General features: G+C 50.4%; 12 protein-coding genes. 10 read left to right on the plus strand and 2 right to left on the minus strand.

The window, feature by feature from the left end; all coding sequences use genetic code 11:
- Positions 1-53: 53 nt before the first annotated feature.
- On the minus strand, positions 54-977 hold the full coding sequence (locus H9I35_RS00125; RefSeq protein ID WP_187419661.1) for a helix-turn-helix domain-containing protein: 924 nt from the start codon (positions 975-977) through the stop codon (positions 54-56).
- 179 nt (positions 978-1,156) lie between these two features.
- Here H9I35_RS00125 and H9I35_RS00130 point away from each other — a divergent pair, with 179 nt between their 5' ends.
- The 10 genes from H9I35_RS00130 (at position 1,157) to argS (ending at position 14,005) form a co-directional block, all read left to right on the plus strand.
- Positions 1,157-2,395, plus strand: a complete 1,239-nt coding sequence (locus tag H9I35_RS00130) for an ABC transporter substrate-binding protein (protein ID WP_187419662.1) — start codon at positions 1,157-1,159, stop codon at positions 2,393-2,395.
- A 184-nt stretch (positions 2,396-2,579) separates the two neighbouring features.
- A complete protein-coding gene (locus H9I35_RS00135) occupies positions 2,580-3,494 on the plus strand; it encodes a carbohydrate ABC transporter permease (protein ID WP_187419663.1) in 915 nt (304 codons plus the stop codon).
- A gap of 14 nt (positions 3,495-3,508) precedes the next feature.
- A complete protein-coding gene (locus H9I35_RS00140; RefSeq protein WP_187419664.1) occupies positions 3,509-4,381 on the plus strand; it encodes a carbohydrate ABC transporter permease in 873 nt (290 codons plus the stop codon).
- Positions 4,382-4,401: 20 nt separating this feature from the next.
- Positions 4,402-6,435, plus strand: coding sequence for a DUF5107 domain-containing protein (locus tag H9I35_RS00145; RefSeq protein ID WP_187419665.1), 2,034 nt, complete (start codon positions 4,402-4,404; stop codon positions 6,433-6,435).
- Complete coding sequence (locus H9I35_RS00150; RefSeq protein WP_187419666.1) at positions 6,432-7,553, plus strand: phosphotransferase enzyme family protein; 1,122 nt, start codon at positions 6,432-6,434, stop codon at positions 7,551-7,553. Before H9I35_RS00145 ends, H9I35_RS00150 begins: the two co-directional genes overlap by 4 nt.
- An 82-nt stretch (positions 7,554-7,635) precedes the next feature.
- Positions 7,636-8,904: an ABC transporter substrate-binding protein gene (locus H9I35_RS00155; RefSeq protein WP_187419667.1), complete on the plus strand. Its 1,269-nt coding sequence runs from the start codon at positions 7,636-7,638 to the stop codon at positions 8,902-8,904.
- A 105-nt stretch (positions 8,905-9,009) separates the two neighbouring features.
- Complete coding sequence (locus H9I35_RS00160) at positions 9,010-9,921, plus strand: carbohydrate ABC transporter permease (RefSeq protein WP_187419668.1); 912 nt, start codon at positions 9,010-9,012, stop codon at positions 9,919-9,921.
- Positions 9,911-10,747 carry a carbohydrate ABC transporter permease gene (locus H9I35_RS00165; protein ID WP_187419669.1) on the plus strand — a complete coding sequence of 279 codons (837 nt, stop codon included), beginning with the start codon at positions 9,911-9,913 and terminating at the stop codon, positions 10,745-10,747. The genes H9I35_RS00160 and H9I35_RS00165 overlap by 11 nt, the downstream gene beginning before the upstream one ends.
- Before the next feature lie 17 nt (positions 10,748-10,764).
- Positions 10,765-12,120, plus strand: a complete 1,356-nt coding sequence (locus tag H9I35_RS00170; protein WP_187419670.1) for an FAD-dependent oxidoreductase — start codon at positions 10,765-10,767, stop codon at positions 12,118-12,120.
- 61 nt (positions 12,121-12,181) lie between these two features.
- The gene (argS, locus tag H9I35_RS00175; protein WP_187419671.1) at positions 12,182-14,005 is read left to right on the plus strand and encodes an arginine--tRNA ligase; all 1,824 of its coding nucleotides are present in this window, start codon (positions 12,182-12,184) and stop codon (positions 14,003-14,005) included.
- A gap of 55 nt (positions 14,006-14,060) precedes the next feature.
- On the opposite strand, the gene H9I35_RS00180 is transcribed toward argS, so the two are convergent.
- Positions 14,061-14,918 (minus strand): NAD(P)-dependent oxidoreductase, encoded by an 858-nt coding sequence (locus H9I35_RS00180; RefSeq protein WP_187419672.1) that lies wholly within the window; start codon positions 14,916-14,918, stop codon positions 14,061-14,063.
- Positions 14,919-14,937: the final 19 nt, after the last annotated feature.

Below are 14,937 nucleotides of genomic sequence, written 5' to 3' on the forward strand. Positions count from 1 at the left end.
TCGAAAGCATACGATCGGCAGATTTGTGTAAAAACGGAGCTGCGACGCTGCGTTCAGTCGGATTCCTTTTCGGTTTTCGCTTTAATCGATGTCGCATATTCTGTCGGCGACATTCCCGTTTCGTTTTTAAACTGGCGCGAAAAATAATGGATTGACGAATAGCCGAAATAAGATGCGAGTTCCGAAACGTTCATAACCGAATTGCGTATGAGCGTCTTTATCTCATCGATGCGCATGCGCGCAAAATATTTCATCGGACCGCAGCCGAATCTTTTAAAAAAAATGCTTTTGAGCAAATCATAGCTGACGTGTACGATGCTGCAGACTTCGTCGGAACGGAGCATCCGAAACATATTTTTATTGAAATACTCGAGAGACGCATTGACGATTTCATCTTCATAGGATGAGCGCGCGTAGGAACTCACATGCGTCTGCTTGGCGGGTTTTTGTTCGGTATACCTTCGATAGAGCGAAAGCAAAAGCAGTTCGAGGTTACAGACGACAAGCTGCGCTTCCCACGGAGGAGCCGTCCGCCTCGCTTCCATCTTCGGTACATAGGGATCGTCAAGCGGAGTGGCGAATAGGCTCCGCGCGTGTGCGATGATTTCGGCGAGCAGCGACTGTTCTTTTTGCGTATATGAAAGCGTTTTATCTCTAAAAAAATCGATCGCCGGAGATGCGCAGATAAATGAAACGACGATGACGTTCGGGGAGTCGATGCCGTTCGCTTTCAACGCATGAAATTCGTTCGGCTTATGGAATCTGATTTGTCCGCGGCGAAGAAGCGACCATGTCTTTCCGTCGTATATTTCGATTTCGCCTTTATCGACGCAGACGAATTCCCAAAAATCGTGGCGCTCTCCTGCAAACGAAAACGTATTCCGGTATTCAAAATAGTGAACCGTTACGATCGTATCGACGGAAATCAATTTTTGTACATAAAACGGCGTATAGTATGCGGTATTGTCGCTGTCCATAAGTCGATTATACATCGCTTTTCCGAAAATAACAAATTTTACACCGTATTGTGCAAATACAACCGAAAATTCACATGATACACTTTTATCGATACGGCACCTTTGAAAATCGATGTTTTCTGCTGTGCGGAAGCCGTCGATTCCGATACGGATTTTTAAGGTTTGCAATAGGGGGATGTATGAAAAAGTCGATTGCAGCGGTATGCACGATTTTTATGTGCGCGGCGCTTTTTATAAGCTGCGGCGGCAAAAAAAACGAAAAACTCGTGTATTGGAGCATGTGGAACGAAGCCGAGCCTCAGGGGCAGGTTATCGCCGAAGCGGTTCGGGAATTCGAAAAAGAAACGGGCATCAAAATTGAAGTCAATTTCAACGGCAGGGATATCCGGAAAACGCTCCAGCCGGCGCTCGATGCAGGGGAAATGATCGATATCTTTGACGAGGATATCGAACGAGTGGCCAGAACATGGGGAAAATATCTTTTGCCTCTCGATTCGTTTATCGACAAAAGCTATCCGACGACGGGCGGTAAAGCGTACAAAGACGTCGTAAACAGTTTGCTGCTTTCGGTCGCTCGCGATTTGGGCGACGGAACGGTAAAAAATATTCCGTACCAGCCGTCCGCATTCGTCACCTTGTACAATAAAGATTTGTTTGCAAAAGCAGGTATTGCAGCTCCTCCCGCGACATGGGATGAAATGCTCGATGTGTGCGCAAAGCTTAAAGCGATCGGAGTATACGGTATCACCGTCGACGACGCATATATGGCAGCTTTGTTCGGTTATTGCATAGACCGCCTCGTCGGCAGAGACGCGACGCTTGAAATGGTAAAAAACAATGATTTTACCGGACCGCAAGTGCTTGAGTTCGGAAAGATTTGGGAAAATATGGCGAAAAAGGGCTATATCATCCCAAAAGCCGCATCGAATATTTTTCCTGCAGGACAGGTTGAAGATATCGCGACGGGAAAGGCTGCGATGTATCTCAACGGAACGTGGCTTCCGAATGAAATCAAAGGAAATGCGCCCGATATGAACTGGGGAGAATTTGCATGGCCTGCTATTTCGCCTGCGGGAGACGGTATCGAAGCCAACCACTTCGGTTCGCAGAGTTTCGGTATCAATAAAAATTCAAAACACGCCGAAGAAGCGTTCCGCTTTATCGTCTATATGACGACGGGAAAATGGGACGAAAGACTTGCATCCGAAAGCATCGGTATTCCCGTTGCAAACGATTCGGATTGGCCCGTACAGCTTGCCGATGCGAAACTCATCGTCGATTCGACGACGAAGCGGTTTCCGTATGCGTGCGGCATGGAAGACAGTTCCGACATCAATGCAAAGATAAAAGAAAATTTTGCAAAACTCATCGTCGGCACGCATACGGCACAGTCGTTTGCCGACGCTATGACAAAATAACAAAACGGATATTGATTTTAAAAAAATCATTATAAAAAGTATGCTTTGAAAACTGCGGTTTTTAGAGACAGCCGAGAGACGTGCGGGGTCCACTTACCGTGTGCCCCGCAATATCCGGACGCGATCGTCTCCGGCGGGAAGCGGCCGGCGTTAGGCTGTTTTTTTTAGTCAGGACGGTTTTGCGATGCTCAAAAAAAATAAAACGATAATTGCCGTGTTTTTAACTCCGGCGCTTATATGCTACGTGCTTTTCTTTTTGTATCCGACAATCAGAACGTTCATTATGAGTTTTTTCCGTATCGAAAGTATTTCGGATTCCGTTTCAACATGGAAATTTTTCGGTTTCGGTAATTATAAAAAGCTGTTTTCGACTCCTATTTTTTTGCAGTCGATGTTCAATATTGCACGTATTTGGTGTATCGGCGGACTCGGTACGATGTTCATGAGTTTGATCTTCGCTTTTATCCTGTCGAGCGGTATACGCGCCAAAACGTTTTTCAGAAGCGCCATATATCTTCCGAACGTTGTGAGCGCAGTCGCGATGGGAACGATGTGGATCAATTATATCTACAATCCGGACTACGGTTTGCTGTACACGGTGCTGCATAAAATCGGGGTTTTGAGCGGAGCGGAAAAGATATTGTGGACGGGACCGGGAAACCTGTTTTGGAGTATGCTCGTCGCATACTGTTTCGGTATGGTCGGCTATCATATGCTCATCTTTATGAGCGGCATTGAACAGATCCCGCGCGATTATTATGAAGCGGCGCTGCTCGACGGATGCAACGGCTGGCAGCGTTTTATCCACATAACCGTTCCGTTTTTGCGCGGCGTGACGCGCACGAATATGGTCATGTGGACGGTGTATACCGTCGGCTTTTTCGTGTGGGGACAAATGTTCAGTCCGGTAAATCTTTCGAACGATACCGTTGCTCCGATGAATTATATGTACGAACTCGTATTCGGCTCTTCGTCTTCGGCGAATACGGCGCGCGATACGGGAGCGGGAGCCGCGATCGGTATTATCATGATGCTCATCGTTATCGTCGTGTTTTTGTTGACAAGCAGCATCGTTAAAAACGACGATACGGAAGTATAAGGGGAGGCGATACGATGCCGGAATTTAATAAAAAGCATACGGGTAAATCGAATGTCGGAAAAGGGTATTCCGTTGCTGCCGGGTATACGCTGGTAGGGCTTTGGGTTTTATTTACGTTTATCCTTATCAGTTGGGTAGTCCTTGCATCCTTTTCGACGTCGCAGGAGATTTTCTCCAATCACATGTTCAAATTCGTAAGCGGTTTCCATTTTGACAATTACGTAAAAGCGTGGAGCACGCAAAGGGTTTCGGTATTTTTTATGAACTCGCTTTTGTATACGCTCGCATCCTGTACGGCGATAGTCGCGATTTCCGCACCCGCAGCCTATGTGCTTTCCCGTTTTAAATTCAAAGGAAACGCGCTGCTGCAGAATATGTTCGCTGCGGGACTCGGCATACCGCTCATAATGGTTATCATGCCGCTGTTCGGTCTCGTGTCGCAGCTGCATTTGACAAATAACCGAATCCTTATCATTTTTTTGTATACGGCGATGAACATTCCGTTCGGCGTGTTTTATCTTTCCGCCTTTTTCAGGAATTTGAGCCCCTCGTACGAAGAGGCTGCGGCTATAGACGGCTGCAATCCGATAGCGGCGTTTTGGATCATCATCTTTCCGCTTGCCCAGCCGGGCATCGTTACGGTGAGCATCTTTAATTTCATCACAGTATGGAACGAATATTTTATGTCGCTCATATTCGCAAACAGAACCGCAGTGCGTCCCGTTGCCGTCGGTTTGTACAGTATGATTCAGTCGATGCGTTATACGGGCGACTGGGGCGGTATGTTTGCGAGCGTCGTCATCGTATTTTTGCCGACATTTATTTTATATCTGTTCCTCTCCGAACGGGTGATCGCCGGAGTTACGAGCGGTGCGATCAAAGGCTGACCGGTAAGGGGTTTATCGTTATGATATACATTTCGACCGAAAAAATATCCGCCGCGCTTTTACAGGGGGAAAACCCGCTGCCGCATTTCCGTTCGCGCGAACACGATATGCGCGTCGAATTTTGTAAAGGAACGCCGCCCTTTTGTTTGAGCGGAGCGGGTTTTTCATGCGGTTATCGGATTTTGCCGTATACGGTGCAGGACAGATACGACCGTAACAGAAAGGAATGCGATATCCGCACAATCGTCATGGAAAACGATTTTATAAAAGCGGAATTTCTACCCGATTGGGGAGGGCGGCTTTGGTCGCTCGTCGATAAAACGGAGGGGCGCGAGCTTTTATACAAAAACGGAGTGCTCCAGCCGGCAAATCTCGCCATACGCAACGCGTGGTTTTCAGGCGGTATTGAATGGAATGTGGGGCAGTACGGGCACGCGTTTACAACCTGTTCGACCGTCGGCTTTGCGTCGGTGCGCGCATCGGACGGCGAAGAATTTCTGCGCATGTATTCGTATGAGCGGTGCAAAGATTTTTTTTGGCAGATCGATTTTCATCTTCCCGAATCCTCGCGCTTTCTGTACGCGCATCCGGTCATCTTCAATATAAACGACGAGCCGCTTTCCGTTTATTATTGGACGAATATCGCTGTGCCGCAGACGGACTCGTCCCGCGTATTCGCTTCTTCCCGTCATGCTCTGTATAAAACGCCGGATAATCAAAACGGCAGACCGACTTTCGGTTACGGCCGCATGCCGTTTTTTCCCATAGCTCCCGACATCGACCTGTCCTATCCTGCGCGCATACCTTTTTCGAGCGAATACTTTTTTAACTGTACCGACGAATCCCATCCGTGGGAAGCAGCCCTCGAAAAAGACGGTGCGGGTTTGTTCGACGTTTCGACCGGAGAGCTTTCATACCGGAAAATGTTTTGCTGGGGAAACTGCCGCGGCGGGAGGCATTGGGGGAGCTTTCTCGCGGGGGAAGCCGAAACGTCGCTTGGCGCACGCGAAGGAGAAGAGGAAAATGCCGACTGCCGTTACTTTGAAATACAGGCGGGGCTTTCGCAAACACAGCTCCACGGCATCAGTATGCCCCCGCGCGACAGGTGGGAGTGGACGCAGGTTTTCGGACTTCTTTGCGTATCGGCAAGCGATGCCGCATCGAACGATTGGAACCTTGCCGCGCGCGCCGTCGAGCTCAGCGTACGCGATTCGATCGACACGTCAAAGCTCGATTTGCTCGACGCATCCTATGCGGCGAAAGCCGATCTTCCGATTTCAAAACCGCTTTCCGATGCGGGAGAATGGGGCGCTCTCGAAAAAGAGCGGCGGATGATGCGGGGTGAAAGCGATATACCGCCGTCTGCGGCCTTTTGTTTTTCTGACGAGCAAAACCCGTGGCGGCTTTTGCTTACGAAAGGAATCTTTCCGTATCGCTCCCCCGAAGACGGTCCGGGTCAATTTATGACCGGGAAAAAATGGCAGCGCCTGCTCGAAGCATACATAGCCGCTTCGAAAGAGATGCCCCCGTGGAATGCATTCTATCACTTGGGCGTTATGAAAATGGAAAAAGGCGATGAAGAAGGTGCCGCATCGTGTTGGCTCGATGCCGAAAAAACGTGCAGCACCGCGTGGACGCAGAGAAATCTCGCGCAGCTTGCGCTTTTCAAAAACGATATTGCCGGAGCGCTTTCGCATTATGAGTGCGCGGTGCAGGCTGCGGGATTTTACGCGGACGTCTCCGTCGCCGAAGAATATGCAGCCCTCCTCGTACAAACGGAACGCTATGAAAAAGCGATCGAACTCTATAGCTCGCTTCCCGGTGCGTGGAAAAACAGCGACTCTCTTGTCATCGCGTACGGCAGGGCATGCGCATCGCTCGGAAAAAAAGATGAAGCGTATAAAACGCTTTCCCGCAACTTTGCGAATATCCGCGAAAGCGAATCCCCTCTCGCCGATATTTGGAGCAGAATGCACGCTTCCCCGCCTCCCTTTTGTCTCGATTTCAGCATGAAGTCTTCCGGCGGATCGAGCGGTCGAAAGGAGTCCTTATGACCGGCGAAGAGCGGAATTCGGAAATACGCGATATCCTCTCATCCTATGCATTTCCCGGAGGCTGCCGATCGTGCGTCCGCTTCGGAAGCGGCCACATAAACGATACTTTTTTCGCAACCTATGACGACAACGGAAAAGAAAATCGTTATATCGTGCAGCGTATCAATACCGACGTATTCAAAGACGTCGACGCGCTCATGGACAATATCTGGCGCGTTACTTCGTTCCTTGCAGAGAAAATTATTAAAAACGGAGGGGACGCATCGCGTGAAGCGATGACCTTTATTAAAAATAAAGAGGGCGCTCTCTATACCCGAAGCAAAAAAGGCGCGTGCTGGAGGGCGTATCGTTTTATTGAAGACGCGCTGAGTATAGATGCCGCGCAAAGCGAAACCGATTTTTACAACGCCTCTTATGCGTTCGGCACTTTTCAATATCTTCTCTCCGATTTTCCGGCATCTTCTCTGCATGAAACGATTCCCGCCTTTCACGACACGCCGAAGCGCTATCGTGACTTTATCGATACGGTAAAGAACGATGCGTGCGGCAGGGCTGCATCCGTTCGGGATGAAATCGATTTTTATATTTCGCACGAAGACGATATGCGTGTATACGCCGACGCATACGGCGAGGGCGTCCTTCCCCTCCGCGTGACGCACAACGATGCGAAGCTCAATAACGTGCTCCTCGACAAGGAGACGCGCAAAGGTTTATGTGTTATCGATTTGGATACGGTGATGCCGGGTTTTGCCGGTTTCGATTTCGGAGATGCGATACGTTTCGGCGCGAGCACGGGCGCAGAAGACGAAAGGGATTTGTCGAAGGTGTGCCTTGACGAAGGCCTCTTTCGCGCCGGTGCGGAGGGATATATCGCAGGCTCGCGCGGTACGCTCACCGAAGACGAGCTTCGCCTGCTTCCTGTAGGAGCAAAGATTATGACGCTCGAATGCGGCATGCGCTTTCTCGCCGACTATATCGCAGGCGACCGCTATTTTAAGACAGACCGCGAATCTCACAATCTCGATCGCACCCGCACACAGATAAAACTCGTCCGCGAATTAGAAATGCGAAAAGATTTTCTCGAAGCGATCATACGCTCCGTATCCGGTATCCGCTAATTCTCTCTTTGCATATCATGCGAACTTGACATCGCTTTTCGTGCGGTGTTATGATATCACATCGATTTTCGTTGGAGGCATTATGAAAAAAATCGTAAAAGCGTTCGGTGCGCTCTGCATCGCCTTCGCTGCCGCTCAAGCTTTTGCAGCGGGTCCTACGGGTGCCAAGGGCGCTCCGGTGACGATGAAGATTGCGACGTGGACGAGCAACAAAGATCAAATCGCACTGCTCAATTCGTTCGTCGAAGAGTTTGCGCAAAAAAAAGGTATCGCCGTTAAAGCCGATTTCGAAACGATTCCGTTCGGTGAATATACGGCGAAGCTTTCACTCGAATTGCAGGGAAACGCGGCGCCTGACGTGTTTTGGATTCTCGAAACGTCGGCTCCCGCCTTTATCCGCGCGAAGACGCTTGCAAATCTTTCGAACGCGCTCGCTTCGTATAATCGCGACGACCTTTCCGAATCGGCGCTCGAACTGTGGAAAAGCGGTAAAGCCGTTTACGCCGTTCCCTTTTCCACTTCTCCGTTTTTTATTCTTTATAATGCCGACTTGTTAAAAAAAGCGGGCGTAAAAACTCCCGAGCAAATGATTAAAGACGGTACATGGACGTGGGAAAACTTCCGCACGATGTGCAAACAAATCAAAGACAAAACGGGCGTGTGGGCATATCAAACGGTGGACGGCGGCGGTTACGGAGACCGCATACTGCACAATCTCTGTCCTATAATCCGCTCCTACGGCGGAGACGTGTGGCAGGGAAACAAAGTGCTTATCAATACTCCCGAAAGTGTCAAAGCGATTTCGCTCTTTCACAATATGGTATTTAAAGACCGCTCGGTGGTTCCGCCCGGAGATCAAAGCGATTTTTATGCCGGAAACGCAGCTATGACCGTGGGACAGGTTTCCCGCGTATCGAAGCTCGTATCCGCGCCTTTTGCGTGGGGTATGGCACCCATGCCTGCAGGTCCCAAGGGCAATATCCCTGTCATAGGACAGGCTGCGATTGCCGCAAACGCGCGCGGCAAAAAGGCCGCCCTCGCGTCGGAACTTGTCGCCTATATGACAAGCGAAAGCTGTGTGGCGCGCATGGCCGGCATCTGGCCGCCGGCACGTAAATCGGTACTCGCCTCCGCTGCATTTTTAAGCAGCAATCCGAACGTCAAACCCGAACAGATGAAAGCTTCCGTTGCCGATTCCATTGCGACGGGCCGCGTTCTTCCGTCTCACGCGCTGTACACGCAGATCCAAGTCGAATCCCGCATGGTATGGGATAAACTGTGGAAAGCCGACGCCGACGTCAAAGCCGTCGTCGACGAAGTTGCAAAAGTCTATTCAAAATATATCAAATAAGGCGCTTGCCGGGGTTTCTCATAATCGAACGCGGTGAAAACTTCTCCGCGTTCGATCTTAGGGGCAAAGACAGCCCGGCGGCCGGCAAGAGATCTCATACACAATATGAAACATATAAAATCATATAAAGCGGGAGCTTTGACGAGAGCCGAAAGTATTTCGGGGTTTGCTTTTATCGCTCCGCAGATGATCGGTTACGCTCTTTTCGTTTTATTTCCGCTCATCATGATATTCGTCTATTCGTTCGAAGAGAAAAATCTCCTCTTCGGTTCGGCGGGATTTGTGGGAGGGGCGAATTATGCGGCGCTTGCCGAAGATCCGCTGTTTATGAAAACGCTCGGCAATACTTTCGTGTTTTCTCTCGGCGTCGTACCGCTGAACCTCATCCTCGCGCTCGCTCTTGCGCTCTATCTCGGACGGGAGAAAAATGCCCACTGGTATGTGAACACGATCGTCTTTTTGCCCGTTGTAACGAGCGGCGTCGCATGGTCGATCGTGTGTAAATATCTTTTGCAGGGAGGCGACAGCGGTCCGGTAAACCGCTTCCTTGCGCTTTTCGGCATTGCAGGTCCGAATTGGCTCTACGAAAAGGGCTGGGCTATGGCGGGCGTTATCGTAAGCCGCGTACTCAAAAACCTCGGCATGAACGTGCTTATTTTAACGGGCTCGGTGCTCAATATGCCCGAAGACGTTATCGAAGCCGCGCGTATCGACGGGGCGGAGCGCTTTACGCTTTTTCGGAAAATCAAGCTGCCGCTTCTCATGCCGTCCGTATTGATGATTGCGATCGTCACGGTCATCGGTTCCATGCGCGTATTCGATACGATAAAATTGATGACCGACGGAGGTCCCGAAGGTTCGACGATGGTGCTCGTCTATTATATCTATCATCAGGCGTTTAAAATGTTCGATATCGGATATGCGAGTACGCTTTCGGTGCTGCTCTTCGTAATCGTGCTCGCGCTCACCGTAGTACAGTGGAACGTCCGAAAAAAGGTATCGTATTATGAAAGCTAATAATGTGATCCGCGCGTACGTTCCGTACATTATCATTGCGCTCGCGCTCAGCGTGCTGTTCGTCTATCCCTTTTGGTGGATGCTTGTCAATTCTTTAAACGAACCCGCTCTTATTTTCGGTAAGCCCTCTCTCCTTCCGAAATCGTGGAGCTGGCATAATTACCGCGCCGTATTCGAAGTGCAGCCTTTTGCGCGCCATTACGCAAATACGCTTTTGGTCGCCGCCGTCGCCACTTCGGGCAACGTTGTCATCGCTTCGCTCAGCGGCTATGCGTTTGCGCGCATACGCTTTCCGTATAAAAACGCACTCTTTGTAGTTCTGCTTACCGCAATGATGATGCCGATAGAAGTGACGATAATACCGATGTACTTTCAGATGATACGTCTGCACGCACTTGACTCCCTCGTTCCGCTCATGCTCATTCCGATTTTTTGCGCGCAGGGAGCCTTTTCGGCCTTTATGTTTCGGCAATATTATATCACGGTGCCCAAAGAGCTCGAAGAAGCCGCCCGCATGGACGGGCTTTCCCTTTTCGGCACTTTTATTAAAATCATGTTCCCGATTTCGCTTCCCGTCGCATCGTCCGCGGCTATTCTCGCGTTTTTATCGGTATGGAATATGTACCTCGAGCCGCTCGTATTCATAAACAGTTTGGAAAAGTTTACGCTGCCTCTGTCGCTTGCGAACTTCAACGATTCTTACGGTTTGCCGCAGTGGCACTTGCAGCTTGCAGCGACGACTCTTTCAGTGCTTCCGATCATCGCAGTCTATCTTTTATTTCAGAGGAAGATTACGAACGCTATGGTCAATTCGGGCATAAAATAAATTTACGGAGCGGATATATGAACGATATATATGATTTCGATTGCATCGTAGCGGGAGGAGGCATTGCGGGTTCTCTCGCCGCCGCAAGCGCGGGCCGTATGGGGCTTTCCGTGCTGCTCGCCGAAGAGCAGGGGGCGCTCGGCGGTTCCATGACGAGTTCCGGAACCGGCCCCATGATGACTTTTCACGCGGGAAGCACGCAAGTGATCCGCGGAATAACCGACGAACTCGTGCGGCGTCTCGTAAAAAAAGGCTTGTCGCCCGGACATACGGTCGATTCTACCGGTTATACTTATACGGTTACTCCTTTCGACGCCGAAGGCTTTAAGCGGGAGCTCGAGCTTATGTGCCTTGAAGCGGGAGTTACGATTTTATATCATGCATCGATTGAAAGCGTATCCCTTTGCGCGGGAAGGGCGGAATCCGTTTCATTATTAAGCTGCGGAAAAAAGCTTTCCGCGCGCGCTCCGTATTTTATCGATGCGACGGGGGACGGAGACCTCATTTTTCAGGCGGGCGTACCTTATGCAGAGGGAAGGGATTCCGACGGCAAAGATCAGCCCATGACGATGAACTTCCGCCTTTCGAATGTCGATATCGACTCGATCCGCGCTCTGATGGACAAGGACGCATCGCTTTTTCCTTTTTTGAGATCGAAAATCGGCATACAAAAAGAAGCGAGCCGTCTTTCGTGTTCGGGCTTTGAAGATATTATGAAAGACGGTATCAAAAGAGGGGAAATCACCTTTGACCGCGATATAGCGCTTTTTTTTGAAACGAATACGAGGGGCGAAGTGATCGTCAATATGACGCGCATAAACGGCGAAAGCCCCGTCGATCCCTTCGGCATCAGCCGCGCGGAAACCGAGGGAAGACGGCAAGTGTGGGAGCTGTACGCCTTTATGAAAAAGCACATACCGGGTTTCGCTTGCGCTCACCTTATCGCATCGGGTCCTTCAATCGGCATACGAAGTTCCCGCCGCATGAAAGGCATTTATACGATTACGGCGGACGATATTCTTTCCGCCCGCCGCTTCGACGATGCCGTCGTCGCATTCGGCTATCCGATCGATATCCATTCAAGCGACGGAGCGGCGACCGATTCGCGCTTTTTGAAAGACGGAGAATACTACACGATTCCTTACCGTACGCTCATAAACGCTTCCGTGCCGAATATTATGGCTGCGGGAAGAGACATAAGCGCATCCTTTGAAGCGCAGGCGTCGACGCGCCTTTCTCCGTGCTGCGGTGCGCTCGGAGAAGCCGCAGGTGTTGCCGCTGCAATTGCAAAACGGCACGGCTGCCTTCCGATCGACGTTCCGACAGGAGAACTCCGATCGGTACTCAAAGAACAAGGCGCGTTTTTAGGATAGGGCCGGTATTAATAAATATCCGTACTGGCAAAGATTCATACAATCTGTTATCATAGCGCCTATGAATGATGCAAAAAGCGCTTGCCGCGTCGTGGTCGCTGCGGCTTTGAATCGATTTATCGCCGAAAAAAATCCGGATGCTTCCGCTGTCGCCTCGGAAACTTTGACGCTGCAAACTCCTCCCGATCCCGCTATGGGCGATATCGGCGTTCCGATGTTCGCCTATGCAAAACTTCTCCGTCTCGCTCCTCCTGCGATCGCTCAAAGCGTCGTGCATATTATCAATTCCGAGCCGTCGTTCGAAGGAGTTTCCGTATCTTCCGTCGGCGAATTCCTTGCAGCAGGTCCCTACGTAAACGTCAAGCTCGATAAATCGTCCGCTTCTTTTGCGATCCTTTCACTCATAGACCGTGAGGGAAGCGAGTACGGTTCGAAAAACGGCGACGGTGCGAAGCCCTTCGACGGAAAGAGAGTTATGGTCGAATATTCCGGTCCGAACACGAATAAACCTCTTCATCTCGGACACATGAGAAACGATGCGCTCGGTGAAAGCGTGAGCCGCATTTTGAAAAAAGCGGGCGCGGAAGTGTACAAAGTGAACATCATCAATAACCGCGGCATACACATCTGTAAATCGATGCTCGCGTATAAACTCTTTCACGAAGCCAATGGTGACACGCCCGAGTCGCTCGGTATAAAAGGCGATCACTTTGTCGGCCGGTGCTATGTCGAATTCGACGCGTACGCAAAAGAACATCCCGAAGCCGTTTCCGATGCGGAAGAGATGCTGAGAGCGTGGGAAGCGGGAGACGAAAAAGTCCTCGCACTTTGGAAAAAGATGAACGACTGGACGATTTCGGGCATCGAAAAAACCTATGAGCGCACCGGAGTATCCTTTGACAAACTCTATTTCGAAAGCGAAACCTATCTCAAAGGCAGAGATGAAATCAAAGCGGGCCTTGAAAAAGGCATATTTTTCAAAGCGGACGACGGATCCGTGCGCATCGACGTAAGCGAAGTCGTCGGCGGTAAAGACGACCGCGAACACGAAAAAGTGCTGCTTCGAAAAGACGGCACATCAGTCTACATGACGCAGGATATCGGTATGGCGATCAGCCGTCACGACGACTGGCCGTTCAACCGCCTCGTATACGTGGTCGCAAGCGAACAGATATATCACTTTAAAGTGCTCTTTTACATATTGAAAAAACTCGGTTTCGATTGGGCGAACGACCTCTATCATTTAAGTTACGGTCTTGTCAATTTGCCGAGCGGCAGGATGAAAAGCAGGGAAGGCACGATCGTCGACGCCGACGATTTGATCGACGAGCTCCATGCGGCATCTCTCAAAGAGATCGGAGAAAAGGGCAGGGAAGAAGACGTCGGAGATGCGGACGATGTTGCGGAAAAAATCGCGCTCGCAGCCCTCCATTATTATTTATTGAACGTCGCACCGGTAAAAGATATGCTCTTTAATCCCGAAGAGTCGTTGTCCTTTACCGGAAACACCGGCCCCTATCTGCAGTACATGGGCGCGCGCATCGCGTCGATTTTGCGGAAAGCGGAAGAAAGCGGCATCGCTCCGGATAAAAGCGGAGAAGCCGTTTCGCTCCTTTCATCTGAAAGCGAATGGGATTTAATAAAAAAACTCGGCGACTTTCCGTCCGTCGTCGCAAAAGCTTCGGAAGCGCTCGATCCGAGCGTCGTCGCGCAGTACTTGTACGACGTAAGTAAAGCGTTCAGTAAATTCTATCAGCAATGCCCGATCCTCTCCGCGGAAAAAGCGGAACTCGTAAAAGCACGTCTTTTCCTTGCCGAGTGTACGCTCACCGTTTTAAAGAACGCGATGTATCTTGTACTCGTGCCGTATTTGGAAAAGATGTAGAGGAGCCGGGCACACCGATTCGTTCAACCCGTACGGTACGCGCCGGCGCTTCAGTTTAATAGCGCTTTATGAGCGACTGCGTACCGTCTTCACCCAAGCCTTCTTTTTCGAGCGCTCTGTAATTTTCGAGCACGTGCTCGAGCACTCCGAGATGCAGCCCTTCTTTTTTCGCTTCGTCGTCGGCGAGCGTCATGTCTTTAATAAAATGCTTGAGCTTAAAGCCCGGAGCGTAGTCGCCCGCGATGAGCTTCGGTCCGAAAGCGTCGAGCTGTTTGCTTCCTGCCGCTCCCGTCGCAACCGATTTTAACAATACGTTCAAATCGAGTCCTTTCGTTTTCGCGTATGCAAACGCTTCGCACACGCCCGAAAGCGCACCCGCGATCAGTATTTGATTCGCCATCTTCGCGTGCTGACCGTTTCCCGCTTTGCCCTGATAATTGATATTCGTTCCCATCGCTTTGAAAAGCGGCAAGCACGCTTCAAAGTCTTCTTTGTCTCCGCCTGCGAGAATGGAAAGCGTTCCCGCTTTTGCGCCCGTGTCGCCTCCGGTAACCGGTGCGTCGATCACGTGAAAGCCCTTCGCTTTTCCTTCACGGTACAAACGCTCGGCAAGAGAGGGGCTCGTCGTCGTCATATCGATGAGATAGGTTCCCTTTGCCGCGCTCGCCATAATTTTTCCGGGAGAAAAATAAACGTCTTCGACATCGGGCGGAAAGCCTACGATCGTGATAACCGCGTCAGAGCCTTTGACGCAGTCCGAAATGCTGTCGCAAAAGACGGCACCCTCGGAAATGACGTCTTCGACGTTTTGCTTATGCCGGGCGAATATACGGAGCTCGAATCCCGCTTTCATAAGATTGCGTACCATCGACTTTCCCATGATCCCGACACCGATAAAACCGATTTTTTTCATATTATCGCTCCTTTTGTTT

The organism is Treponema sp. Marseille-Q4132 (genome assembly GCF_014334835.1).
Classification (GTDB): domain Bacteria; phylum Spirochaetota; class Spirochaetia; order Treponematales; family Treponemataceae; genus Treponema_D; species Treponema_D paredis.

Excerpts from the sequence above, each read along its gene's own strand:
- H9I35_RS00125 (WP_187419661.1), bottom strand. The coding sequence starts at position 977 with ATGGACAGCGACAATACCGCATACTATACGCCGTTTTATGTACAAAAA.
- H9I35_RS00130 (WP_187419662.1), top strand. The coding sequence starts at position 1,157 with ATGAAAAAGTCGATTGCAGCGGTATGCACGATTTTTATGTGCGCGGCG.
- H9I35_RS00135 (WP_187419663.1), top strand. The coding sequence starts at position 2,580 with ATGCTCAAAAAAAATAAAACGATAATTGCCGTGTTTTTAACTCCGGCG.
- H9I35_RS00140 (WP_187419664.1), top strand. The coding sequence starts at position 3,509 with ATGCCGGAATTTAATAAAAAGCATACGGGTAAATCGAATGTCGGAAAA.
- H9I35_RS00145 (WP_187419665.1), top strand. The coding sequence starts at position 4,402 with ATGATATACATTTCGACCGAAAAAATATCCGCCGCGCTTTTACAGGGG.
- H9I35_RS00150 (WP_187419666.1), top strand. The coding sequence starts at position 6,432 with ATGACCGGCGAAGAGCGGAATTCGGAAATACGCGATATCCTCTCATCC.
- H9I35_RS00155 (WP_187419667.1), top strand. The coding sequence starts at position 7,636 with ATGAAAAAAATCGTAAAAGCGTTCGGTGCGCTCTGCATCGCCTTCGCT.
- H9I35_RS00160 (WP_187419668.1), top strand. The coding sequence starts at position 9,010 with ATGAAACATATAAAATCATATAAAGCGGGAGCTTTGACGAGAGCCGAA.
- H9I35_RS00165 (WP_187419669.1), top strand. The coding sequence starts at position 9,911 with ATGAAAGCTAATAATGTGATCCGCGCGTACGTTCCGTACATTATCATT.
- H9I35_RS00170 (WP_187419670.1), top strand. The coding sequence starts at position 10,765 with ATGAACGATATATATGATTTCGATTGCATCGTAGCGGGAGGAGGCATT.
- argS (WP_187419671.1), top strand. The coding sequence starts at position 12,182 with ATGAATGATGCAAAAAGCGCTTGCCGCGTCGTGGTCGCTGCGGCTTTG.
- H9I35_RS00180 (WP_187419672.1), bottom strand. The coding sequence starts at position 14,918 with ATGAAAAAAATCGGTTTTATCGGTGTCGGGATCATGGGAAAGTCGATG.